A 24,564-nucleotide genomic window follows, 5' to 3' on the forward strand; every position below is an offset into this window, starting at 1 on the left:
TCTAGCCGCGGCTCTTTCCACCCGCAACATTGATTGTAACGCCTGTAATGTAGCTGGCCCGATCAGATAATAAGTAATTAACTGCATCTGCAACTTCAGATAATTTGCCGCTACGTCCTAATGGCGTCGTTGTTGTACTCTTGTAGCCGGCCCGAATATCAGCCACTGTCTTGTGCCGAGTATAGGCCAGCGCTTCTTCATAACTTGAGGTGCGCAATCCCGTTGCTTCCATGATACCTGGTGCCACACCAACAACTCTGATATGATGCTCACCTAATTCTTTTGCCCATGAACGCGTGAAACCATTAATAGCCCCCTTAGTTGCAGAGTATACACTTTGACCCTGAGAACCTTCAAGTCCCGCTTCGGAGGACATATTTACGATGACACCATACTGTTGCTTCTCAAATTGATGCGTTGCCGCTTGTGACATCAGAAAGACGCTTTGCACATTTACCGCAAACATTTTTTGAAAATCTTGTTGGGTAAACTCATATTTTCCAAACGGTTCTTGCGCGTCTGCCAACAGCCGTGGTAAATTAATCCCGGCATTATTGACCAAGCCATCGAGCTTACCTTGATCCGTGACGACCTGTTTTACTAGTGATGTCACCGCATCCTGATTCGTAACATCCGTTTCAACAAAATGTAAATTAGGATGATTTAATTCTGGCTGATTCAAATCAGCATCATAGACAATTGCTTCGTTATTCAACAATTCCGTCACAATGGCTGCACCGATACCTGATGATCCACCCGTTACCACGTAGACGCGACCAGTTAAATTAATCCAATTATTCATAAAATGACACTCCTCGTATAATGTGACTTGCTTTTGTTTACAAATACATCATAGATGAAAGCGCATTCACCATTAAGCCAACATTTTACGACCACTGAGTTCAAATTATTAGCTTAATTGTTTCAATCTATTCTTACACAACAAAAAAGACGTAGCATCGTTTGATTACTGCGTCTCAATACATCTCTATTAACAGGCACATTATTAATACATGTTGTCCGCCGATTTAGTTTCTACTATTTTCATGTAATAACGAACTACCTACTCGCCCTCAACCGCCAACAGCAATTTCCGCCCTAAATCATAATCCAATTGTCGTTCGGATTCCGGCATCATATCGCCACCAGTTGCCCAGACGATGTGGGTCACATTTTTGCCAGCGAGTTCAGGAAATTGATTAGTGATGGGTGCGATGGCGGTAAACCCAGCGGCTGCAGATGGTTCGACCATCACTTGCTCCGTGTCCAACAACTTAGTCAAATACTTATAAAGCTCATTGTCTTCAAAGGTGGCGGTTCCTAATAGTAAGGTCCGCATGATTTTGCCCGCTAACCGGGATGGGCGACTAACCGCGAGCCCATCCGCTGCCGTTAAGCCATCCAAGCCGATATCCTGAACAGCGATTTTTTCATTGAGCTTGGTCATCATGCCCAGGGTGACGGATGGGACGTGGGTCGGTTCGCAAAAGACCGGATAGATGGCGTCGCCCATAATCATCTTCAGCCCGAACGCCACGCCACTCGGACTACCACCGACGCCGGCTGGCAGATAAACGACGGCTGGATGTTGGTCGTCTAACGGAATGCCCTGCGTCTTTAATCGGTGCTGCAACCGCACACCGGCCACCGCATAGCCTAAGAACAGGTCACGGGAGCCCTCATCATCGACAAAATGGGTATGCGGATCTTTAGCTGCCGCCGCTCGTGCAACTGGAATCACACTGGAAAAGTCCGTGTTCAGTTCTTCAACTGTGACGCCATTAGCACGTAACTTATCTTTCTTCCACTGCCGAGCGTCGTGTGACATGTACACCGTCGTTTTAAAGCCAAAGGTTGCGGCCATGATACCCACGCTGAGTGCTAAATTACCAGTCGACGCTACAATCACACCATATTGTGCGAACAAGTCATGATACTTGGGCGTGGCCAGTACGCTATAATCGTCCATGTACGTTAAATCAGTATGCGTCATGGCGACCTGTTCGGCGAATTTCAGCACTTCATAAATACCACCACGTGACTTGATCGACCCTGAAATCGGTAACTGACTGTCCGCCTTGAGATACAATTGCCCTGCCAAAGATTGATGATTAATGGCCTCCCACGCCGGTTGCATATGCTGGAGCTTCAATAGTGGCGATTCAATCACGCCATTCATCGCCGCTGTTTCCGGAAAGGCGACGGCTAAGAAAGGTGCAAAACGCTCCCAGCGCGCCACCGCATCAAAAATATCTGCCCGCGTCAATGGCAACTCAGCCGATTCGCCATAATCCGGGTTACGCCAAACGATTGGCCGTTCTGCCATTAAATCCTTGATTTGTGGGTGCTTTTCAATCATTACCGTTGTATCCATACTTTCAGGTCCTTTTCGTTTAATTGATTCATGTTAGATAACATGACACCACTTTCGTTCATCATTTAACCACACTTAGCCCGCTTTAACAATCCTTGGCGCCAAATTCACCTGAATTGTTGGTTGAGCGACCCAACATGCGGGGAAGCCTGCAAAAGGAATGACCGTATACACATTGTGCTAGTTAGTGGATTCCTGTTCGTCAGCCGGTGAGCTTCCTATTCCGACTTCCAGGGCAGGCTGACAATTGCTGGAACGTAAGCCGACGTCGATTTGAACTCACGCAGAAAATCACTGCGCAATTTCAAATACGAGTCTTATTCTAAGCCGGAAGAAGACCACTTCCGACTAAGAATAATTTGGCTACTGAGCATTGTCCGGCGGGCCGGACAGTCGGGAAGCCACTCGAATGGCAGATGACCGGCCACCTATCTGGGTGCAATTGACCGCTAAACATTAAGCGACTGACCCTTCATGCGAACTGCGAATCAACATCTATAGTATTCGTACTCTGGCAAGACTGCCTAATGATTATTGTATGATTCTTAGGCTTACGAACAGACGATAAAATTACCATTCATGTAAAATTCAAGGCTCTAGTATCTGAGTTGACGTGAGAAAATTCACCAATGTTCGCCGATGCTCATGATTCATAGTCTCAAAATATGGGCAAGTAGCTAAAATATTACCAATAACTAGGCTTACGTTGAATGTCAAAACGACTGTTAATTCAAACTTAGCGATCAGTCCATTAAATATTGAGTTCGCATATATTTGCCTTTCGAATACCATCCCGGCTGGAAGGTATTCTGGGCAAGGCCCAGTGTCTTTCAGCCTGTGAGGTTCAGACAGGTTTGGACTGAGGATTAGCCTAGCTGGAGCGTTAAGCGGTGAACTTCCGCTTGGCGTTCTGGCGTAGCTAACCGGAAGTCCCAGTCTGACCCGAGCACGTTTTATCCATATCACAGTTAACATGAAAGACCAGTATTTAAGACGTGGTTTGTCGGCTTAAATCTGTGTCCACCACGTCACGGCCATTGTCCAGAATGCCTGGAAGCCGTAGTAGGATGTGTCTATCACTGCAATTTTATACTAACTTGCTTTGTTTCCAGCGGGTCTTAGCTGGCTTTCTTTGAACGAGAAATTGGCATGTACTTAATCCTTTTTAATCCCAAATTCAAAAACGGCGTTCAAAGCCCATTCGCTTTAAACACCGTTTGCTGATTCATTGTTAACTTTGGTAAACTAACTGCTCAGTTGAGTATAACCGGGACACCGCATCCGTGAACCCTATTTCAAGTCTGCGCCGTTAGTCCGGATGACTTTTTGATACCAGTAGAATGAGTCCTTCTTGGAACGGTCTAGTGTCCCCTGGCCTTCATCGTCTTTGTCGACGTAAATGAAGCCGTAACGTTTCGACATCTGACCAGTCCCAGCGGAGACCAAGTCAATGCAACCCCATGGCGTGTAGCCAATCAGGTCGACACCGTCTTCATTGACCGCTTTGATCATTTCACTGATGTGCGCGCGTAGATAGTCAATCCGGTATGGATCGTGGATACTGCCATCGGCTTCGACCTTATCGCGAGCACCCAGCCCGTTTTCAACGATCATCATTGGCTTGTTGTAACGGTCTTGCAACCAGTTCAAGGAATAGCGTAGGCCTTCTGGGTCAATTGGCCAATCCCATTCACTCGTCTTCAGATATGGATTATCGACTGCTTCTGGACCGACGTAGCGATAATCTGGGTTGTCATCTTGAGCAGCGACCGTGTTGGAGTTGTAGTAACTGAACCCAATATAATCCACGGTGCCTTCCTTCAAGACTTGCCGGTCTTCAGCCGTGATGTCAGGCCGGAAGCCAGTCCGCTTGAAGTAGGCTTCCATGTTATTTGGATAGTAACCCCATGATTGCACATCCGCAAACCAGTAGCGCCGTTGCATGGCTTTTTCAGCTTGCATGATATCTTGTGGCTTAGCCGTTGCCGGGTAAATTGGCGTCATGTTGATCATGTTCCCAATCTGGAAATCCGGGTTGATTGCATGCCCGATTTTAACTGCCAAGGCACTCGCAACCACTTCGTAATGGGCGGCTTGATACATCAACGCTTCTGCATCAGGGTCATCTGGTTTGAGGACCAAACCAGAGTCAGTTGCCATCAAGAATTGATTGGTATAGGTCGTTTGATTGTTGATTTCGTTAAACGTCATCCAGTACTTCACTTTGTTCTTGTAACGCTTGAAGACCGTTTCAGCGTAGTGTACGAAGAAGTCGATGACCTTGCGCGAACGCCAACCACCGTATTTTTTGACTAAGTGGTATGGCATTTCGAAGTGCGCTAAGGTGATGACCGGTTCGATGCCGTATTGGTGACAAGTATCAAACATGTCGTCATAAAACTTCAAACCTTCCTCATTGGGTTCCGTTTCGTCGCCATTCGGGAAAATCCGCGTCCAGGCAATCGATGTCCGGAAACACTTAAAGCCCATTTCGGCAAATAACTTAATATCTTCCTTATAGTGATGATAAAAATCAATGCCTTCATGGTTGGGATAATTTTTACCGGCAATCACGCCATCAGTAATTTCACGTGGCACCCCATTGGCACCAGCGGTCATGACGTCAGCGACACTGACCCCTTTACCGCCAGCTTGCCAACCGCCTTCTAATTGATGGGCGGCAACCGCGCCACCCCATAAAAAGTCCGAACGTAATCCACTTGTCTCTGCCATACTACTTCATCCTTTCGCTATAAATCTTCACCATCACTCGCAATGACCTTCTGGAACCAGTCAAAGGAGTCCTTCTTCGAGCGGTCAAAACTACCATGGCCATCGTCATCCGCGTCAACGTAGATGAAACCATAGCGTTTGGCCATTTCACCGGTACTTGCCGAGACCAAATCAATGCAGCCCCATGGCGTGTAACCAATCAGGTCGACGCCGTCTAAGGCAACCGCTTCTTCCATCGCTAAAATGTGGTCACGGAAGTAGCTGATACGATAATCATCGTGGACACTGCCATCGGCTTCCTTCTTGTCATATGCCCCAAAACCATTTTCAACGATGACTTGTGGCAAGTGCCAACGATCCTGCATCCAGTTCATCGCGTAGCGCAGCCCAGTTGGGTCGATCTGCCAGCCCCAGTCCGACTTTTCAACGTACGGATTGTCAACAAAATCATCCGGTTCCTTGAAGTCGTAGTCCGAGTCACCATCATGGCCCTTGGTCACAAACGACATGTAGTAGCTGAAGCCAACGTAATCGACCGTGCCGGCTTTCAACGTTGCCAAATCAGCCGCCGTAATATCCATATCAAAGCCTTTACGTTCAAAATACTTCGGTAACCACTTTGGATACTCGCCTAAGCAGTGGACATCGCCGAACCAGTAACGTTTCTGCATTGCCCGTTCGGCCATCATGATATCCGCTGGTTTGGCCGTCAGTGGATAGATTGGGCACATCGCCACCATACAACCAATCTGGAAGTCCGGATTAATCGCATGTCCCGCCTGAACGGCCAGCGCGCTCGCCACGAGTTCATAGTGGGCAGCTTGATACATCGCTTGTTCCCAGTTGTCATCCTTACCGAGTTGTAACCCGGAGTTTTGTAATAACGGATGGGGGTCGCTCCACGCCGTCTGATTATTGATTTCATTAAAGGTCATCCAATACTTGACCTTATCTTGATAACGTTCAAATACGACCTTCGCAAAGTGCAAGAAGAAGTCGATCATCTTCCGATTGCTAAAGCCACCATACGCCTTAACGAGGTGATAAGGCATTTCAAAGTGGGATAGCGTCACGACCGGCTGAATGCCATGTGAGAGCAAGTCATCAAATAAGTCGTCATAGAATTTCAACCCTGCTTCATTTGGCTCAGCTTCATCACCATTCGGGAAGATTCGGGTCCAGGCAATCGATGTCCGGAAACATTTAAAACCCATTTCGGCAAATAATTGGTCATCTTCTGGGTAACGGTGGTAGAAGTCATTGCCCCAATGGTTCGGGTAGACTTCCCCTTCCTTGACGCCATCCGTGACCTTGCGGGGAACGCCATTGCGACCAGCAGTCATGACATCAGCAATGCTGACCCCTTTACCGCCAGCTTGCCAGCCACCCTCTAATTGATGGGCCGCGACCGCGCCACCCCACAGAAAATCTTTCGGCATTTTGTATCCTTTTGTCATGAACTAATTTCCTCCATTAATGCTGCTCAGTTAGCCTGAGTTACAGTCTTCGTAAGCTTAACAAACATTGGCCGCGTAACCGCCACGTCCACGCGTTAAGCACCCGTCATCATCTTTGACTACGGCATGAATGAAAAAACAAGCCCAGACCAACACCAGCAGGTATTTGCCTAGGCTCCAATTAATTAATTACTTTGCTTCGTCAGCAGCTAAGCGACGATAAACGTCCACGACTTCACCAGCTAAATCCCGGAAAGTAATGGCATTCATGATATGATCTTGTGAATGTACGAGTAATAATGAGACGTGGGTATGTTCACCCTGTGCTTCTGCGGTCAACATCGAAGTTTGTGAATTGTGTGCTTCCGTCAAGAAGTTATCGGCTTCCTTCAACTTCGCATCCGCAGTTTCAAAATCGCCTTCCTTAGCAGCTTTAATTGCTTCGAAAGCGGAACTCTTTGCATTACCACCATTAACGATCAGTCCCATGATAGTTTCAAGACTTGCTTCAACTTCTTTAGTTTGTTCTTCTGCCATTGCCCTCATCCTTTTAGCGTTTTTTTCGTGTGCGTGACAATCAAAATGCCACCACGCCCGGTAAAACTACCGTGGCATGGTCGCATCGATAATTCATTGATTAGTTAGCTTTTGCAATTGATGCTTCGGCTTCCTTCAAAACTTTTTCGCCGTTCATCATCCCGTAGTCTTGCATGTTGATTACTTCAACTGGAATATCCACGCGCTTCTGGAAATCACTTAACATGTAACGAACTTGTGGTCCAAGCATTAAAATGTCAGGATTTTTTTCAGCCAACTTAGCATCAGCGTCACTGGCAGCGGTTGCAAAAATATCTGCATCGATACCTTCTGCTTCAGCAGCCTTTTGCATCTTGGATACTAATAATGACGTTGACATCCCAGCGGCACATACCAACATAATTGTTCTTTCAGCCATAATAAACACGCTCCTAGATCGTTTTAAATTTATATGTTACAGCGGTTGCTTTAATAAACCGCTTTCATTACAATTAGAATTATAAGTCATGGGTACAAATTTGACAAGCGTTATTAATCAGATATCTGCAATTTATTTAATTTGTACCTACAAATTATGCTATGACATTAACTTTGAAAGAAGTGGTTTCTATGTATCGTGAGATTGCGACCAAGCTCGTCGCCGCCATTCAAGACGGTGTTTTTACTGTCAAATTACCCACCGAAGCACAATTAATGGAACGCTACCATGCGAGTCGGAATACGATTCGTAAAGCCATCGATTTAATCTACCAACAGGGCTTACTCCGCCGGGTTCAAGGGAGTGGCTATTACATTACCAATATCCAGTTACAACATAAAACGGTCGTCAACTTGTCGGCTCGCTCACTCTTCAATAGTAATCTGCATCCACGCAACCTGAAGTCCAAAGTGCTCACCTTTGATACCGTCAAGGGTGACAGTGCATTGAGTCACCAACTGGGAATTCCAATCGACGAAGAACTGTATCGCATCATTCGTCTGCGCTACTGGCACGACCAACTCTACTGCCTGGAAAAAGCGTACTATCTACGTTCGGTCGTCCCCTACCTCTCCACGGAGGCCGTCAATAGCTCGATTTGGGATTTCATCAACGAAGCATACGGCATCGGCATCGCCAATAGTGATGACTACCTGTCTCTCACCAACTTGAGTAAGGAAGAGGCCGAGCTGATGGACCTCGGGCACGGTGATACTTATTTGGCCCTCGATTCATCCAATTATTATAAAAATAATGGATTGCTTGATTTCTCACACACCGTCTTCGTTTATCCCGACTTAGCGCTCTATTTCCATACCACCAATCTGGCAAATAATTAATTTATGGCTAAAAAAGGGGATTTCACTACAAATTCATCACAATTTATGGGTATACTAGTAATAGTATTCAAATTTACGATGGAGGAATTAGCGTGTCAGCACCCCTTTTTTCAGTGGTTGTACCAGCTTACAACCAGCATAAATTTATAGACAGCTGCTTGACTAGTCTGCAACGCCAAACCCTGACCGACTTCGAAGTCTACGTGGTTGATGATTGCTCGACTGACGACACTGGCGAACAAATTGCCGCGTTAATCAAAGGTGATGACCGGTTCCACGTGATTACCCACACGACTAACCGGGGCGTCTCCGCAGCTCGTAATTCCGGTATGGCTGCTGCCAAGGGCAAGTACCTTTGTTTTGTTGACGGCGACGACTGGGTCGAACCAGATTTTCTGGCCACCTTCCTAGCCGCCTATCAAGCAGCCCCGAATACGCAACTCGTTGTCTGTGGGCACTATGGTTACTTAGCTGTTCCTAGTCCCGCTAAAACTTACAGTCAAAAAGATTTGATTGCCAACATCAATTTTGGGACCGTCGGCGGTTTTTCGTGGAATAAAGCATTCATTCGCGAGATTATTACCACCCACCACCTGACCTTCAACGAAGATATCAACTTTCTGGAAGACCAACTGTTTGCCTTCCGCTACGCCAACTACGTACAGTCCTCCGAATACGTACCGGATCGGACTTACCATTACCGTTGGCGCTTCCGGAGCAACCTCGCACATATCGGCATTCCGTTCTTCGTTGCCCGTCGCAAAATGATGAAGATTCTCAAGCAGGAAAAAAAGCAAGTTCTGAATGAAGATTGGAATAATCAATAAGCTTAAGACGTCCCTTATTTGGGACGTCTTTTGTTTTAGCTGATCACTATATGTATGATAATCGCCGTTATTTTCTGGCATGAATCATGATTAAAAAATGCCAAGTTGGATTACTGTTCGTCAGCGGAGCCGCGCCCTATTCCGACCTCCGGGGCTGGCTGACAACGCTGGAACAGGGCGGACATCGATTTGAACTCACGCAGAACCCCACTGCGCAATTTCAAATACGAGTCTTCTTCTAGCCCGGGAAACCCGCCCGGACAAGAAGAACTTCGCCCTTGAGCATTGTCAGCCAGCCCCTCCAGTCGGGAAGCCGTTCGAATGGCGGATGAACGGCCACCTATTTGGGTGCAATTGACCACTGAATATTAGGGCCTTGTCCTTCAAGCAAGCTTTGAATTGGTATCGCTGATGCTTTATGACATTTGAGTACTGAGAAGATTACTGAATATAATTCACCAATGTCAACGGACACTAGTCTTGTATTCAGTCGATAAAACGACCTTCGCTTATCAGAGTCCTGAAAATATGAGTAAGAAAGGTTAGCGATTGTTAGAAAACAGTCTGACGGTTCAATATCAAAATTCTCGTGGATCAATGAACCAACGACCAATTCAACAAAAAGTTGGGTCCGCACATGTCTGCCTTTCGAATACCATCCCGGCTGGAAGGTGTTTCTGACAATGCTCAGCGATGAAATTCCACTTAGCAAGCGTTGTGTGCTTGGTTAGTGGAAGACCAGTATTTAAGACGTGGGCTTTCGGCTTAAATCTATGTCCATCGCGTTCCAGCGTTGTCAGAAATGCCTGGAAGCCGGATTAGGAAGCATCCACCACAGCAAGTTCACGGTAACTCGCACTGTTTCCAGCGGGTCTCAGCTGGCAGCTCTTGAACTTAAAAATAGCATGATTTAATCATAATTCGTGACAAATTGACTCACACAATATGTTTGTTACCTGCCGCGTTAGATTTGAAATCAAAAGGTTGTCAAGACAGGGCCAACAGCTTTATCGCTCGATTGGTACACGGCTTGTATCAAAATAAAGTTTCCATTAACAATTAAAGGCTTGTTGAATCTTAGGCCAGGCCTTACAATTGGATTATGTTCATCAAACTGCAAGGGAGGGTCAGCAATGGCAACGATTCACTTATACTTAGTTCGACACGGCCAAACAAAACTCAACGCGGCCGGCCGCCTACAAGGCATTTACGATTCAGAATTGACACATAACGGCGTGCGCGATGCAGAACGGTTAGCACGGATGCTCGCCGATACCCATTTTGACGCCGCCTATACGAGTGATCTGGGTCGAGCCCAACAAACCAGTCGCATTATTCTGGCGCACCATCCCGAAATTAAAAAGCCGACGATCGACGTCGGCTTACGCGAATTTAATTTTGGTGGACTAGAAGGCACCCGTAACATGTGGATCGTTAAGCAAGTCCGCAAACAATTGGGCATTGGGACCTTCATCAAGCTCATGCTGAGCCGTGAACGGTTTGCGACGCTGCTCTGGGTCTTCAATTCTCTTGACCAGACACGGGCAGCTGAGACCCTCGTCGGTGTTACGGACCGGATCAGTCGGACCCTGCGACGCATTTGTTTATACGAATCACAGCATGGCGACCACGATAAAAATATTTTAATCGTCTCGCACGGACTCGTCCTGAGTGCCTTTTTATATCAAATCAGTCCCGGTGAACTACCGACACGCTTGCTCAAAAACACCAGCGTAAGTCGCGTCGACTACCAAGACCGTCAGTTTGACTTAATCGACATCAACGTCACCCCTAAGAAGCGGGCCTAGTCGTTTCTAGGCTGACCGGTTCCGCAGTACAACTTGGGAATTGCAACCGAGCTTGAATGCCGAAGAAGGCCTTGATTTTACGTTGGAGTTCTTGACCGGTCGCGTGCACCGATTCTGCACTGGCCGTCGTATCACCAATCACGACCAGAATTCGACTACTCTTACTATCAAGATTGGGTACTAACGCGCTCGTCGTGGCAAGCTGAGCCCCCTGCGCCGTCACTTGTAGCTGCACTTCATCAGTGCCCAACGCATTCATATCCCACGCGTTGATCGCCACCGGATGATGCGCATGAATCACTTGAATCAGGTCGGCTAAGGCACTCTGTGGTTGCGCGACAGGAATCTGCTGAGTCGTTAATTGTTTTTCAATTGCCGGGTTCAGCTCACGGTTATCAAGGTTGGTCATCGACAAAATGGCTAGCGGAATCTCCGCGGTGGTCGTCGGTAAAATTTCAATTTTCAACAGTTATCACTTCCTAAAAACACTTCATTACTAAGTGTGCCAAATTTGACGCAAATGTCAAACAACACTACTTGAGTCTTTGTGAAATATTAATCTTACCACAAAAAGGCGACCTCCGGGGATATTTCTGGAGATCGCCTTGAATGTCGTTTGACGCTATCAATCATTGCGACTAGGTCACTAACCGGCCGATTGTAAACTATCTTTACTTAACGTCTGCTAACGGATGCTCGGCAAAATAGCGTTCTAGGAACAGCGCCAACCCATCGTTATAGTTGGTATCCGTCACGTAGTTTGCAATGGTTTTCACTTGTGGTAACGCGTTGCCCATCGCGACTGATAAATCAGCTTCGGCCATCATGCCCACGTCATTTAACCCATCGCCAAAGACGAAGGTATGGGCGGCATCAACGTGCTGTTCCCATTGGATTTGTTTAACGGCCGTCCCCTTATCCGTGTTGAGCGGAATCATTTCAATGTTATTCGGATTAGATGAGGACAACCGCAATAACTTACTGTTGGTCAACTTTTCACGTGCAGAATCTAAACGTGACATATCCTCGCGACTGAGGATTACGCCATTCGTGATCTGGTCCTCGATGGTCGCCAGTTGTGTAAAACTCTTAACTTCTTCATAGCCGATTGAAACTTCATCCGCATCAAAATTGGCCGCGTTGCGGGCAACAAACCGCGGAATCTGTTCGGTGTAATAAGCCATATCAGGTGTAAATAACATCATTGGCAAATTATCACGCCGCGCAATCAGATAGGCCAACTCCACGGCAGCGCCCCCCAGTTTAGTCAGCTCACGACCCTGAGCACCGTCAAAGACCGCCCCATTCGAGGTAACTAACCGCACATCCGGATTGAGTTTGTTACGGACGATTTTGGCCAATTCATACATCCGCCCCGTGGCAATATAAAATAGCACGTCCTGCTTCTGCAAGCGTTCAATCGTCGCTCTGGTCCGCTCTGAAACGTATTGATGTTCAGTCAAGAGCGTCCCGTCAATATCCATAAAAACTAAATATTTTGGCATAAGTGACTCCTCCTACGTAATTTACACTTACAATTGTACGCTATTCTTTCACAGAATGGAAATCGCTTTCAAAATTACTGAACATACCGCATTTTCATGATTAAGACAGCAGATTCAATCATTGCCGACGCATCAACACGTCTCACCTGACACCATGATTCACGCCAAATTTTTCCTTCTGCACCATTCCGGAACACTTCTCGGGCTAGAAATGCCAATACGCGGCCTTAAGCACCAACATTTTTGGGTTGCGACTGATTCAACTGACTAAATAATCTTAAGTTTAGATACCAGGATGGTTCCTATTTTCCGACCTATGACCTAATATCCCAAAGTCTTTCCACCATCACTTGACTTTCTACCGCCAAACCACTAAATTAGAGAACAATTAATAAACGATGATAAAAGCTTTGAACAGTCCAGTAATTGCCGTTATGCAGCCCAAGCGAGTCTGAGATGGTGTAAGCAGACCTGTCAACGGACAATGAACATCAACTGTGAGCGTGCGAGTGAATCGAAGTAACTCGTGCTGGTTTGACACTCATTAACGTGTCGCACATTGACAACGATGTGCTGAAGGTCAGGAATGTGAATTGCTGATGAATACCGGTGGTAACACGCATTTGCGTCCGGCAGGCTTACGAGTCTGTCGGACGTTTTATTTTTCATTTATTAATTAAATCATATTAAAGGATGGTCATACATATGCATTTTACAGTACTCGGCGCAGGCGCCATGGGATTACGTTACGGTGTGTTATTACAAGAAGCAGGCAATCAGGTCGATTTTGTGGATACCTGGCAGAAAAATGTGGATCAAATTCATCGGCAAGGTGGCGTGTACGTCTCCCGCGACCATCAAAATCGCCACTTAGTTCCCGTTAAGGTCTCGACACCAGAAGACTATCATGATAATCCGGATGTCTGGGTCGTTTTCACTAAACAGATGCAACTTGCCGACTTTTTGACTCGCACCGCTCACGCGTTCAACGACCAACAGTACGTCCTCACTTGTATGAACGGCATGGGACACGTTGAAAAATTATTACAATACTTCAAGCCTGACAAATTATTAGCAGGAACCGCATTAGTCGCAACGGTCTTAAACGGCCCTGGCGACGTCGACTTTATTGGGGCGCGCGGTGCTGGCACGATGAATCTAGCTAATTATACGGAACAGCCAGACGAGATGACCCACAAAATCGTTGCTGAATTGGACAAATGTCAGTTCCATCCGAACTTAACCACTAATTTCCGCGGCACCCTCTTGGCTAAAGTTGTCTTCAATTCCGTAGTCAACACCCTCTGCACGTTATTCGAAATCACGATGGGCGAATTTGCCGCTTATCCTGGCGCCGATGAACTTAGCCGCCAGCTCATCGATGAAGCGTACGATGTCTGTGAACGCGACGGCATTACGATGCTCAATACGCGGGCTGAAGAATTAGCCTCGGTCAACTACGTCAGTAAAGTCGCCAATCCGCTCCACTACCCATCGATGTACCAAGATATGTCGCACAACCGGCCAACCGAAGTGGATTACATCAATGGCTACTTAGTTAAATTAGGCCAAAAGCACCAGTATCAGGCCAAAACCCACGCATTCCTGACTCACCTCGTTCACTTGGCTGAAACGACGCGTCAAGCAGCTGAAAAGACTGAACAAACGACTGAACAGGCAAACACAACGGCGACAACTTCAGCGACAGAACAAGCGAGCGCTTAAGCTGTCGTCAGGGCGTCAAACGTCGCTAATAGGGCCGATTACCGCTGATACCCAGATCCTAACGATGGTCAATTATTAATGATTGTCGGTGGCTGATAGTTGCTGGCGACTAATGGTTGTTGGTGATTAATAGGGTTCGATTACTTCGGCTTCCTAACACTTGCGCACGATGGTCAATACCGCGTAAGTATCGGGAAGCCGTTTTGTTTGAATCTTGTGAGACTGGTCATCCTTAATTCGTAGATGACCTGTATTGGTGAACAGGCCACCCAAAATCTAGAACCGCATTGCAGTTGGCGACATGCTGAACACGCGCGTTTAGTTACTAGCGGCATGCTAATTCCTGAACAACTAAACTCCCCCGCCCCTTTTCAGGGTAAAATCATGTACAATGGAAGTTAAGTGATTGATACAGGGAGGCGGTATATCATGCAGTTCAGTCGGGAATTTAAGGGGATTTTTCTGGCCAGTATCAGCGCGACCTTTTGGGGCGTTTCTGGTGCCGTGGCGCAGACCCTTTTCGACACGACCGATATTAACTCGATTTGGCTCACTGGAATTCGCATGCTGGGAGCCGGAATTGCGTTGTTCCTCGTCAGTTTAGTGACACACGTTGATTTGTGGTCAATTTGGCGACAGCCCCGTGACTTGCTACAAATCGCAGCTTACACGTTGCTCGGGCTGATGCCAGTACAGTTCACGTATTTCTTGGCGGTCGAAGCGAGTAACGCCGCTACGGGAACCATTTTACAGTTCATGGGGCCAGTATTCATCGCCCTCTGGATGTTAGTGGCGCACCGTCAATTGCCGACCCGTGCCGAGGGACTCGCCATTATTTGCGCCTTATTAGGGTCATTTTTACTGGTGACCCACGGCAATCCTGGCACGCTGGTCATCTCCGTCTGGGCCTTGATTTGGGGGCTGTTATCCGGTCGATGCTACTGGGCGGGATTCTATTTAACCTCGTTCAACCAGTCTGGTCGATCCATATACCGTTGACGGCGCTAAACATCAGTAAACTGGTCTTTGTTATTTTGTTTGGAACGTTGCTGGCTTTTCTATTCTTCCTGCAAAGTCTGCAATACATCCGACCAACCGTCGTGAGTTTACTTGATGCTTTCGAGCCACTGTCAGCGACCGTCATTGCCGTCGTCCTACTGGGCGTCAGCTTTGGCTGGCTCGACATTCTTGGCAGCGTACTCATCATTAGCACCGTCTTCATTCTCGCAATTGGGCAGGGTCCCAATGACCGTACCGCTGAAAATTTCAAAGAATCTGAACACTGACTTATTTAAGCTCAAAAATCCGATAACGCGCATTTCAATAATGAATTGCGTATTATCGGATTTTTTGCATTTTTCATTCAAACTGAACGCGCCGTTCAGTAATGGCCCTGCGTCTGACTAGCCAGCAATAACTGGGCTAATAACCACGGTCAAGATCAACTTGGTTGCGGACAAGCGTGCCATCCTTAACGAACTGCGCAAAGTTTGCGGCAAAAATTGGAAAGACTGTCGCACGAAAATGGGCAATCTGGCCGGAAATATGTGGTGTAACCAACACGTCATCGCGTTGCCAGAGCGGATGATCCGCCGGTAATGGTTCGGGTTCCGTCACATCAAGGGCCGCCATGCTTAACTGGTGCTGGTCCAAGGCCGCCATTAAATCAGTCGTATCGACTGCGGGTCCACGACCAATATTGATCAACATCGGCGCCTGTTTCGTCTGTGCAAAGAGCGCGGCATTAAATAGGTGATGCGTCGTCGGCGTCAATGGCAAGGCGTTAACGATAAAATTAGCCGTCGCCAACACTGGTTCCGTCGCCGTAAAAGCAACCGTTTCATGAAAATGTTCAGCTGGATGACCGGTCGTATTCACGCCAATCACATGCATACCCAGTGCACTGGCCTTAGCTGCCAAGGATTGTCCAATTTGACCAGTCCCATATATCAATAACTGTTGACCAGTCAATGTCGAGGTCGTCATTGGTAATTGCCAAGCACGCTGCCCTTGTTGATTCAGCCAGGCCGCATGGTAGCCACGAACGACTGTTAGCATCGCTGCCAAAACGGATTCACTGATGGCATCCGCATGAATGCCGCTGGTGTTCGCAACCAAGACTCCGGCCGCTTGTAAATCTTTCAGTGGCAGGTAGTCCACGCCAGCGGAAATCACTTGCACGAATTTCAGCTGATTGGTGGGCCGCGCTAATAATGTCTTGAGTAGCGGGTGATTGCCGTACAACACTTCCACTTCATCATAGTCCGCTGGCGTTATCGCGTCGGCATCCTTAAATTGCCACCCCGGATACTGTTCCTGTAACTGTTGCCGTTGCTCTGGTTTCGTTGCCTGCGCCATTAAAACGATTGGCATACTCATGACCCCATTTCTTCTTTATTCTCATGCTCAATGATACCACTACTTGATCTGAAAACCGTCCTAATTCGCTTAAAGCAGCAAGCTGTCGGCTGTTCAGTTTTGTTCAGTTGTGCCGTGGCTTTGTTCAGTCACCCGGTAGTTCAAACTGAACACGACTTATTGTATCTAATACCGTGTTTGCCTCATATTCATGGCTAGCACACTAATTTCGCCACCATTTTGAGCATCAAAAAACAGGTAGCTAGGTCCGGATTACCGCCCCACTACCTGTTAAAGCATCTCAAAGGTCAGCCCTTGACCTAATCAAATTTAAAGCTCATTTAGACCACGTGCCCAAAGCTGAACGGCTGATTTAACACGTCCAACACCGTTCGACCTGGTCGTCGCTGATGCACTGATGCTACTTGATGACCGCCAAGCCACCGTCCCAGCCAATTTGTTCACTAGCTGCTAACGTCATCTGTAAGAAGCCAACTGCTTCCAATTCACGAGCGCGCTTGAGCTTACCGGCGTCCTTGACTTGTAGCGGGCTTCCGGCTAACGCTTGTGCTAATTGGTGTTTGGTATCGTCATCATCACCGGCAACTAGCACGGTCGTGGGTTCTTTGCCATTGACCTGTCCACTTTGCAAGGTGGCAGCGAAGGTCGTGTTGAACGCTTTGAGCACCTTGCTCTCAGGTAATTGCTGCTGTAGCTCCTGCGCCGCAGAACTATCGGCAGGCACCACCAGGCTGTCCCAAGTATCAAAGTTCAATGGATTCGTAATATCAATGACGATTTTACCCTTCAATTCAGTCGCATACTGCTTTGCAAGGGCTGCTAGGGCTGGGTATGGCACTGCCATTACGATCAGGTCACCAAATGTCGTCGCTTGATCTTTAGAACTGTAATAAGTCACCGTTTGACCAGCTGCTTCAAAGTTGTGCCCAATAGCTTGTCCCATATTACCCTTACCAAAAATTGTAATTTGCATCGTCTATCCACTCCAATATTATTTTTAATAAATATTTCAGTACGATTATCATAGCATTAATTATCTTCCGATAGGGGAATCATGCTTCTGCCGTTCCAATCACCTGGATAGCTGCTTAGTTGGTTGAATCATTTCTGCAGTAGTTCAGGCGTCATTGCGCACCCAGATAAGTATCAGCAGTCAAAATGAACAGTCGTCATCATTAAAACAAAAACGCCTCGCGACCGCCCATCACAAAATTGTTTACGGGTGGTCACGAGACGTTTAATCAACGTAACTGATGACTAAAGACAAGTGTCTCAGTCGTGCGTGTTTAATTGTGGATCGAACTAGTCAACTTAATTAGTGCCCGTTCCATCACCATACGTGGTCGAAGCGGTACTTGAACTCGTTCCAGTAGTGGTCGATGATGACGACGTGGTGCCATAGTCAGTCGTCGAACTGCTATTATCGGCCGCACTATAACTATAGCTATAACTAGAAGCCTTTGAGCTGGAAGTTGCCGAACTCGTATCCGTATCATTACTATAACTATAAGTATCGTCCGATGAGCTACTGTCGCTATAAACTGACGACGAAGAACTCGAGGATGATTCTGGTTCGCTGTAACTGTAGCTATAGGTGCTGGAGCTTGAAGATGATGCGGATGCCTTGTTAGCCTTCGCCAACTTCTTACGATCAGCCACTAACTTCACGTAGTCGTTTTCGGCTAACTGTGATTTTTTGCGGTAGGCCTTTAAGTTTGCGGCCACTTTATCAACCGTCGTTGACGGGGTCGAGGCCTTCAACTTGTTCTTCTTGTTATAGAGTTTCTGGAAGGCCGTGTCATAGCTGACCACCTTTTTGACGGTCTTACCGGTCTTTTCAAACAACTTATCATACTTCTTAGCAAAATAAGCCTTGTTTGTCGTCAAACCAGTACTGGTTAACCGTTGCTGATTCTTGGTGATCGTATCCATGGTGACATCCGCCTTGATACGCCCTTGAGTATTACGCAAATCTTGATAGTTCGTCCGGACCTTGAGCATTTTGGCTGCAGTGTCATGTTGCTTCTGCAAGCTCGTCTTCTCGCTCGAATCCTTCATATTATCAATATTAGTTTGTAACTTCGCCAATGTCGCACCCGTTGCGCTACTGCGTAAATCGCGTTGCGCTGATGACGTGTAAACTTGGTCGACGATCCGTTCGGCACTAGTCCGTGCTTCGGCCTGCGTCGTTTGCGCATGGTTCCACATGAATAAGGCACCACCTGCAGCGACCACTAAGATAGCCACCCCGGTCAGCATCAGTTTCCAGTTGTAATGCCGGGATTTCCGCTTCAGATGTGGATTTTGGTCATCGTTTTCAAGTCTGGATGCGTCCTGATCTTCAGCTTCCAAGTCATCGGCCGTGACGCGTTCTTCATGACGAGCGACCCGCGACATACTCGTCTTTTTAGGTTGCTTGCCGCCATTTGGTTGTTGGTCCCCATATAATTCTTCACGTGACAGTGGTAATTCTGGTTGTGCCTCATCTTCAGGCTGTTCCGTCCCCTTGACCGCAATCTTCGGCTGTTGCTTACGCGCAACCGGTGGAATGTGATCGGCAGGAATCCGCCGTGCAACTTTTGGCTGTTGTGGGGCTTCAGACTTCGCTTGTGTCGTGTTAGCGGTTGTCGATTGCGTTGCCGCCGACTTAGCCTTGTTCGCCTGGGACGATTGCCCCTTGGCTTTGGCTGAAGCTGCCGAGTTCGCCTTAGTTGCCGCCGAAGTCTGGGCCTGTGAACCAGTCGCCTTGGCCGCAGTTGATTTGGCAGCCGATTTGGCAGCAGCACCCTGAGCAGTGGCTGATTGAGCCGCAGCCGCCTTCGCGCTTTGCTTAGTTGCGTTCGTAGAAGTTGCTGCTGAGTCACTGGTTGACTTAGCGGTTGCCGAACTAGTAACAGCTTGGCTGGTTGCCGAATTTTCTATCTTTTGTTGGCTCCGTTTAGCCGCAGCCTGTCGTGCATGTCGAGCTGTCCGGGTCATCGGTTCTGCCGTCGTATCGCCGGCTTGTAAGCCTGATTGGCTGCCCGTCGCTTGCTGATTCGTTGCTTGGCTAGCTGGTGTCTCCGCAGCCGCTGATTGACTCCCCTGAGCCGCAGACTTGGCTTGTGCCGCGTGCTTAGCCGTTCGGGTCGTCGGTTCTGCCGAATGCTGGTCCGCGGATGTTGCCTGGCTAGTGGCAGCTTTTGCTGATTGGGCATTCTTCGCTGTAGCCGATTGCGATTGCGTCGCCTTAGTTGCTTGCGACGTTTCGTCCTTAGCATGTTTAGTGGTCGCCTTCGCAGCCGAACCCGCTGTTTTGGCTGATCCGGCTGATTTAGCGCCTTGCTTGGTCTGACTCGCAGCTTGTTTGGCCGCTTGTGCCCGCCGTTGCGCATCCTTCGACATGGTCGCGCTAGTTGCTGCATGCTTGGCCGTGTCCACTTTGTCGGCCTTGTCTGACTTAGCGGCTGTCGAACTTGCTTTGTTTGTAGCGGCCGCTTTAGTGTCCTCATGCTGCTGTGCTTTTTTAGCCACTTTTTCAGGTTCGATCACTGCATCAACGGGTTGTTTACTATCCTCGGCATCCGCCTTGGAACGAGGGATATTGACCGTTGATTTTGCTTCGGGATCATCTGATTTTGCCGCCGCTGAATCCTTTAGATCGTAGGCTAAAGGAATTTGTTCACTATCTTGTTCATCGTTATCGTCGTCAGGAATCGGCTTCGTAATGGAATTCCACAGCCGTCTACCCAACCCTTCTTTTTTCTTCTTTTTAGACAAAACCAACGCTCCTCGCCAATTTATAATTTATTCAGTCTCTGGTTAAGCGCCGACCAAAAATTAATTTATTTTCGGTAAAATAACCATTAATAGTTAAATTATAGCATGGAATTCACTGCTGAGAAACACTCGACCAACTGGTTTTGTGAATAACGCCGCAATACCTTAATTTCACATGAAAACTCTGCTATAATCAGCTTATCAAGATATTTGAAAGCGAGGAGTTCACATGGCCACTGCTAAAGTTATTTTTGCCACAATTACCGGTAATAATGAGGACGTTGCCGATATTATTACTGAAAAATTTGAAAAACTTGGAGTCGATGTTGCCAAAGAAGAAATCTCGCAAGCCGACGCCACGGAATTCAACGATGTCGATATTTGCGTCGTAGTCCCTTATACGTACGATGAAGGTGCGCTCCCAGAAGAAGGGCTCGATTTCTACGAAGACTTACAAGATCTCGATTTGACCGGTAAAATCTACGGTTGCGCTGGTTCCGGAGATACGTTCTACGATGACGATTACTGTAAAGCTGTCACCGATTTCAGTCAGGCGTTCAAAAAAGCAGGCGCGACTCAAGGGGCCAAGGATGTGTTCGTTAACCTTGCTCCTGAAGCGGATGACGTCAAGGCACTGGATGCGTTCACTGAACAACTAGTTGCCAAGGTGCAATAATTTTTAACAAACGAAACAGGCCGCAGCTTCCGATTGGAAACTGCGACCTGTTTTTGTGTGGATTGGGAATTGTCACCTGGTACTCACGAAGACTGTCCGTGCACAGTTAGTCCCCTTACTAGCTGACCCATTTGAAAATTCGAACGTGATTACGGCCAAGTTAGTGATGCGTCCTACTGCTTGCGGCGTAATCCCAACCAGCCACCACATACCGTCAAGCCCAGTAGCAAGGCACCCAAGATACCGGAATGACTTGCTTGTTCACCCGTTTGTGGCAAGTGTGTCGCCCCGATTTTGGCTGAAGCTGGCTGAACAGAGCTGGATAGTGAAGCTTGGCCAAGTTGCTTCGCTGTTTGGTTGCTAGCATTCAGGCCAGCACGCGATTGCCCATCCGTCCCCGTTGATAAATCAGCAAGAACCGCTTGAGTCACCCCGTTAACATCACTCGAATGATCGTTTGAACCATGATTGACGCCAGTTTCGCCTGGGACCTTACCATTAGTCCCCTGATTGTTAGCGCCTAAAGTACCCGGTTTGCCGGTATTACCTACGCCCGGCTTACCATGGCTACCCGTGTCACCAGTTTGTGGTTGTTCAGTCTGACTGCCATTACCAGATTGTCCCTGTTCATTAGAACCGTCAGTATCATCACCATCGTCCGGCTGAGCTGGCTGTTCTCCGGCATCCGGCTGTTCCGATTCATCCGGTTCGTTGGCATCACCGTCGCCAGGTTGTTCAGTATTCGATCCATCACCAGGTTGTTCGGCTTCATCCGTGTCATCACCGGCATCCGGCTGCTCACCGTTCGCATCACCATCGTCAGCCTCGACGACCGTCACCGTCACGACTTCGGTAAATACTTTACCGCTCGCATCGGTATATTGGTAGGTGATTTCGTAGACGCCGGCCTTCGTGGTATCCACGGTTCCGGTCACCAGCAGTTCATCAAACGGTACGGTGTCGCCATTGACGTCCGTCACAACGACGACGTTTGCTTCCGGCTGCCAGGCATCGCCAACTTGCAGCGTTGAATCTTGAACTTGGAGTGCGCTCTGTGACTCGCCCTGTTCATCATCTTCTTCAATCACGACGGTAATCGTTACCGTTGCCGCAACTAATTTGCCATGCTGATTTTTAAACTGATATGTGACTTGATAGTCGCCAGCAGTCGTCCAATCAGGCATCCCGATAACTTCGATTGCGGACCAGTCAACGGGGTGTCCGTCAACATCCGTCGCATTATGAAAGTTGGTTTGTGGCTGCCAAGTACTGCCACCCTGCCCATCAGTATGCACCGTCACGTGGTGTTGGTGAAGATTCAAACTTGCCTGATTTTCTTTGACTGTCACCGTGATGGTCTGACTCTGATTGCCAACCGTGTAGGTCACTTGATACTCCCCGGGTACTGCCGGGTTGACGTCGCCAGTCACCGTGACGTTGCTAAAATCAATCGGCTGACCATCCTTGTCCGTTGCGCCGTCAAACGCATCCTGTGGTTGCCAAGTCCCACCGGCGTGCAAATCGGTATCATGAACGTTCAGACTAGTCTGGTCGGCTTTGACGATCACCAAAGCCGTCACCGTTTTCCCCGCGTACTTAAACGTCACTTGATAAGTTCCTGGACGTTTCGTATTCACGCGGTCCCCGCGCAGTTTGACCGCCTTGGGATTGGCGGCATATAACGCTTGCACATCGACTGGATTGCCAAACTGGTCAACTAGCCCGTCGATACTGTGAGACCAATTCCAGTCGTCACCGGCATCGATAGTCACGTCATGTAAGTCGATAACGGCTTGATTGGCCTCCCAAATATACGTCGCCATAGCGGCACCGTTGCCGGAGTAGCGCGCAATCAGCTCTTGAGTGGTCAAAGTGTCATTTGGGTCGTCAAGGTTGACCCAGCGGCCGCTATATTTTTCGGACAGATAGGGACCGGATAAACCACTTGGGGAAAGCTCGTCCGGAAATTTAGCTAAATTGACATGCGGACCAAGTGTTAATTTTTTAAGATTAATTGCGCCGAAAAACATCCCAGCAATGCCATTTTTGTTGGATGTCATATCAAACCCAGATAAGTCCAATGTTTCTAACTTGGGACTATACGCAAAGGCTAGTCGAAACTCTTCTACTCGTTTAGTATCAAACTGAGACCCAAATATAATATTAGTCACATTAGGCATCACAGCGAACATCGCACCCATGTCGACCAAACTTGCACTCGAAAAATTGGATATGTCTAGAACCGTGAAACCTGCGCCACAAAACATATTGAACATGCGAGTTACTTTTTCTGTATTAAATTTATCTAGCCCAATCACTGTTTTAAGACTGCTAGTATAGATAAACATGTTAGTCATGTCGGTAACTTTACTAGTATTCCATCCGTTTAAATTTAACGTCACCAGTTTCGAAGACAGCGGTACAGCTACCCCAAACAAATTATTCATCCACACAACGCTGCTCGTGTCCCAGCCGCTAAGATCTAGTGTCGTCAGACTAATATTGTTATAAAAGACCCTGTCCATCATCCGTACTTGGCTAGTATCAATTTTCTCCAAGCCAATATATTGTTCGACATTTTTAAAATTTGCGAAGAGGCCATCCATTCTCTTTCCGACAAAAATATTATCCACGATCATAACTTTAGTAACTTGCTCAATCCATATATAATTCCACCATGGATTATAGTATGGATCAGGAACCCATTGCATTTCTAAATTACCGCCACCTAGAGATAACGTACCAGTCTGCGCATCAAACCACCAATCGACACCAAAATTACCAGTCACTTCTGTACGCTGCGGGTATTCCTCGTCTCGTCCTAATTCATTAGCACGCAGTTCCTGGCGGCGCACCATGTCTTTTGATTCCGTTAGCACAGGTTGTTCAGTGTCTGTTCCGCTGACATCAGGGCCGACAAGCAAACTTTCTGGTGCTTCGGTGATTTCATTAGCCTCACGATCTGCAGCTTGTTCTGAATCAGAGTGTACTGATGAACTATCATGATTGCCCACAACATCCGGCGCTGGCTCAACAGGCAGTTGCCCATCTGCAATCGGGCTTTCAGCGGTTTGGTCGGAAACCACTGACTGATTTGGTTGTTCAGTAGAAACTTGCTCTGAAGAATCAGCATGACTTTCATTGGGCGCTGTCACCGTGGATTCTTGGACAGTGTCCGCTGCTTGCGAATCGGTCGCCACCACTGCTTCAGCACTTGCCGGTGCATCACTGATTTCTGCTCTGGCTGCATTATCGCCAGCTATTTGTTCAGTCTTGTTCAGTGTCAGCTCGGGTTGCTGATTAGCTGGTAAAACTTGGGCTGCAGCATTCGTCACCGGGGCCGCATCAGTGTCATCCGCGCGCCCATTAATCATGGTCAGGTTTAAGGTCATCAGCGTTATTCCAGCAAATACCCAAATTTTACCACTCTTGTACATTTTATACCGTTTTGCTTGTTCTCTCATTTG

The 24,564-nt window shown here is 47.7% G+C and carries 17 protein-coding genes and 1 pseudogene; 6 read left to right on the forward strand and 12 right to left on the reverse strand.

The genetic code is table 11. From position 1 onward, the window contains the following. Position 1 precedes the first annotated feature (1 nt). The 6 genes from KGF70_RS01315 to KGF70_RS01340 form a co-directional block, all read right to left on the reverse strand. Positions 2-802 (reverse strand): SDR family oxidoreductase, encoded by an 801-nt coding sequence (locus tag KGF70_RS01315; RefSeq protein WP_050337647.1) that lies wholly within the window; start codon positions 800-802, stop codon positions 2-4. Positions 803-1,063: 261 nt separating this feature from the next. Next, positions 1,064-2,374, reverse strand: a complete 1,311-nt coding sequence (locus KGF70_RS01320) for a D-serine ammonia-lyase (RefSeq protein ID WP_216767733.1) — start codon at positions 2,372-2,374, stop codon at positions 1,064-1,066. Positions 2,375-3,664: 1,290 nt separating this feature from the next. Then, positions 3,665-5,107: a 6-phospho-beta-glucosidase gene (locus tag KGF70_RS01325; protein ID WP_216767734.1), complete on the reverse strand. Its 1,443-nt coding sequence runs from the start codon at positions 5,105-5,107 to the stop codon at positions 3,665-3,667. 17 nt (positions 5,108-5,124) lie between these two features. Further along, entirely contained in the window at positions 5,125-6,564 is a 1,440-nt protein-coding gene (locus tag KGF70_RS01330; protein WP_216767735.1) for a 6-phospho-beta-glucosidase, read from the reverse strand. A 189-nt stretch (positions 6,565-6,753) separates the two neighbouring features. After that, positions 6,754-7,101 (reverse strand): PTS lactose/cellobiose transporter subunit IIA, encoded by a 348-nt coding sequence (locus tag KGF70_RS01335; RefSeq protein ID WP_003639489.1) that lies wholly within the window; start codon positions 7,099-7,101, stop codon positions 6,754-6,756. A 100-nt stretch (positions 7,102-7,201) separates the two neighbouring features. Continuing rightward, complete coding sequence (locus KGF70_RS01340; protein WP_003639490.1) at positions 7,202-7,519, reverse strand: PTS sugar transporter subunit IIB; 318 nt, start codon at positions 7,517-7,519, stop codon at positions 7,202-7,204. Positions 7,520-7,710: 191 nt separating this feature from the next. Between KGF70_RS01340 and KGF70_RS01345 the strand changes: the two genes are divergently transcribed. From KGF70_RS01345 to KGF70_RS01355, 3 genes are all read left to right on the forward strand, one after another. After that, positions 7,711-8,418 carry a GntR family transcriptional regulator gene (locus tag KGF70_RS01345; protein ID WP_050337656.1) on the forward strand — a complete coding sequence of 236 codons (708 nt, stop codon included), beginning with the start codon at positions 7,711-7,713 and terminating at the stop codon, positions 8,416-8,418. A gap of 92 nt (positions 8,419-8,510) precedes the next feature. Further along, positions 8,511-9,245 carry a glycosyltransferase family A protein gene (locus KGF70_RS01350; RefSeq protein ID WP_050337658.1) on the forward strand — a complete coding sequence of 245 codons (735 nt, stop codon included), beginning with the start codon at positions 8,511-8,513 and terminating at the stop codon, positions 9,243-9,245. Positions 9,246-10,378: 1,133 nt separating this feature from the next. Next, positions 10,379-11,053 carry a histidine phosphatase family protein gene (locus KGF70_RS01355; RefSeq protein WP_050337660.1) on the forward strand — a complete coding sequence of 225 codons (675 nt, stop codon included), beginning with the start codon at positions 10,379-10,381 and terminating at the stop codon, positions 11,051-11,053. Here KGF70_RS01355 and KGF70_RS01360 read toward each other — a convergent pair. Further along, a complete protein-coding gene (locus tag KGF70_RS01360) occupies positions 11,037-11,519 on the reverse strand; it encodes a hypothetical protein (protein WP_216767736.1) in 483 nt (160 codons plus the stop codon). The two genes, KGF70_RS01355 and KGF70_RS01360, sit on opposite strands and share 17 nt — an antisense overlap. A 205-nt stretch (positions 11,520-11,724) precedes the next feature. Then, complete coding sequence (locus KGF70_RS01365; protein ID WP_216767737.1) at positions 11,725-12,558, reverse strand: HAD family hydrolase; 834 nt, start codon at positions 12,556-12,558, stop codon at positions 11,725-11,727. Positions 12,559-13,263: 705 nt separating this feature from the next. Between KGF70_RS01365 and KGF70_RS01370 the strand changes: the two genes are divergently transcribed. Beyond that, positions 13,264-14,283, forward strand: a complete 1,020-nt coding sequence (locus tag KGF70_RS01370) for a ketopantoate reductase family protein (RefSeq protein WP_105921555.1) — start codon at positions 13,264-13,266, stop codon at positions 14,281-14,283. A gap of 429 nt (positions 14,284-14,712) precedes the next feature. After that, positions 14,713-15,569: pseudogene (locus KGF70_RS01375) on the forward strand (DMT family transporter). Positions 15,570-15,705: 136 nt separating this feature from the next. Here KGF70_RS01375 and KGF70_RS01380 read toward each other — a convergent pair. The 3 genes from KGF70_RS01380 to KGF70_RS01390 form a co-directional block, all read right to left on the reverse strand. Further along, positions 15,706-16,656, reverse strand: a complete 951-nt coding sequence (locus KGF70_RS01380; protein WP_216767738.1) for a phosphoglycerate dehydrogenase — start codon at positions 16,654-16,656, stop codon at positions 15,706-15,708. Positions 16,657-17,062: 406 nt separating this feature from the next. Continuing rightward, complete coding sequence (locus tag KGF70_RS01385; protein ID WP_216767739.1) at positions 17,063-17,635, reverse strand: NADPH-dependent F420 reductase; 573 nt, start codon at positions 17,633-17,635, stop codon at positions 17,063-17,065. Between the two features lie 338 nt (positions 17,636-17,973). Next, on the reverse strand, positions 17,974-20,421 hold the full coding sequence (locus tag KGF70_RS01390; protein ID WP_253954695.1) for a hypothetical protein: 2,448 nt from the start codon (positions 20,419-20,421) through the stop codon (positions 17,974-17,976). 229 nt (positions 20,422-20,650) lie between these two features. Here KGF70_RS01390 and KGF70_RS01395 point away from each other — a divergent pair, with 229 nt between their 5' ends. Next, positions 20,651-21,097, forward strand: coding sequence for a flavodoxin (locus tag KGF70_RS01395; RefSeq protein WP_003639501.1), 447 nt, complete (start codon positions 20,651-20,653; stop codon positions 21,095-21,097). Between the two features lie 173 nt (positions 21,098-21,270). Here the strand turns inward: KGF70_RS01395 and KGF70_RS01400 are convergent, their stop codons facing one another. Next, positions 21,271-24,561, reverse strand: coding sequence for a bacterial Ig-like domain-containing protein (locus KGF70_RS01400; protein ID WP_216767741.1), 3,291 nt, complete (start codon positions 24,559-24,561; stop codon positions 21,271-21,273). Between the last annotated feature and the right edge of the window lie 3 nt (positions 24,562-24,564).

Origin of the sequence: Lactiplantibacillus sp. 7.2.4, assembly GCF_018991185.1 — a bacterium.
Taxonomy (GTDB): domain Bacteria; phylum Bacillota; class Bacilli; order Lactobacillales; family Lactobacillaceae; genus Lactiplantibacillus; species Lactiplantibacillus pentosus.

Excerpts from the sequence above, each read along its gene's own strand:
- KGF70_RS01385 (WP_216767739.1), bottom strand. The coding sequence starts at position 17,635 with ATGCAAATTACAATTTTTGGTAAGGGTAATATGGGACAAGCTATTGGG.
- KGF70_RS01380 (WP_216767738.1), bottom strand. The coding sequence starts at position 16,656 with ATGCCAATCGTTTTAATGGCGCAGGCAACGAAACCAGAGCAACGGCAA.
- KGF70_RS01370 (WP_105921555.1), top strand. The coding sequence starts at position 13,264 with ATGCATTTTACAGTACTCGGCGCAGGCGCCATGGGATTACGTTACGGT.
- KGF70_RS01315 (WP_050337647.1), bottom strand. The coding sequence starts at position 802 with ATGAATAATTGGATTAATTTAACTGGTCGCGTCTACGTGGTAACGGGT.
- KGF70_RS01335 (WP_003639489.1), bottom strand. The coding sequence starts at position 7,101 with ATGGCAGAAGAACAAACTAAAGAAGTTGAAGCAAGTCTTGAAACTATC.
- KGF70_RS01340 (WP_003639490.1), bottom strand. The coding sequence starts at position 7,519 with ATGGCTGAAAGAACAATTATGTTGGTATGTGCCGCTGGGATGTCAACG.
- KGF70_RS01320 (WP_216767733.1), bottom strand. The coding sequence starts at position 2,374 with ATGGATACAACGGTAATGATTGAAAAGCACCCACAAATCAAGGATTTA.
- KGF70_RS01345 (WP_050337656.1), top strand. The coding sequence starts at position 7,711 with ATGTATCGTGAGATTGCGACCAAGCTCGTCGCCGCCATTCAAGACGGT.
- KGF70_RS01365 (WP_216767737.1), bottom strand. The coding sequence starts at position 12,558 with ATGCCAAAATATTTAGTTTTTATGGATATTGACGGGACGCTCTTGACT.
- KGF70_RS01325 (WP_216767734.1), bottom strand. The coding sequence starts at position 5,107 with ATGGCAGAGACAAGTGGATTACGTTCGGACTTTTTATGGGGTGGCGCG.
- KGF70_RS01395 (WP_003639501.1), top strand. The coding sequence starts at position 20,651 with ATGGCCACTGCTAAAGTTATTTTTGCCACAATTACCGGTAATAATGAG.
- KGF70_RS01330 (WP_216767735.1), bottom strand. The coding sequence starts at position 6,564 with ATGACAAAAGGATACAAAATGCCGAAAGATTTTCTGTGGGGTGGCGCG.
- KGF70_RS01400 (WP_216767741.1), bottom strand. The coding sequence starts at position 24,561 with ATGAGAGAACAAGCAAAACGGTATAAAATGTACAAGAGTGGTAAAATT.
- KGF70_RS01355 (WP_050337660.1), top strand. The coding sequence starts at position 10,379 with ATGGCAACGATTCACTTATACTTAGTTCGACACGGCCAAACAAAACTC.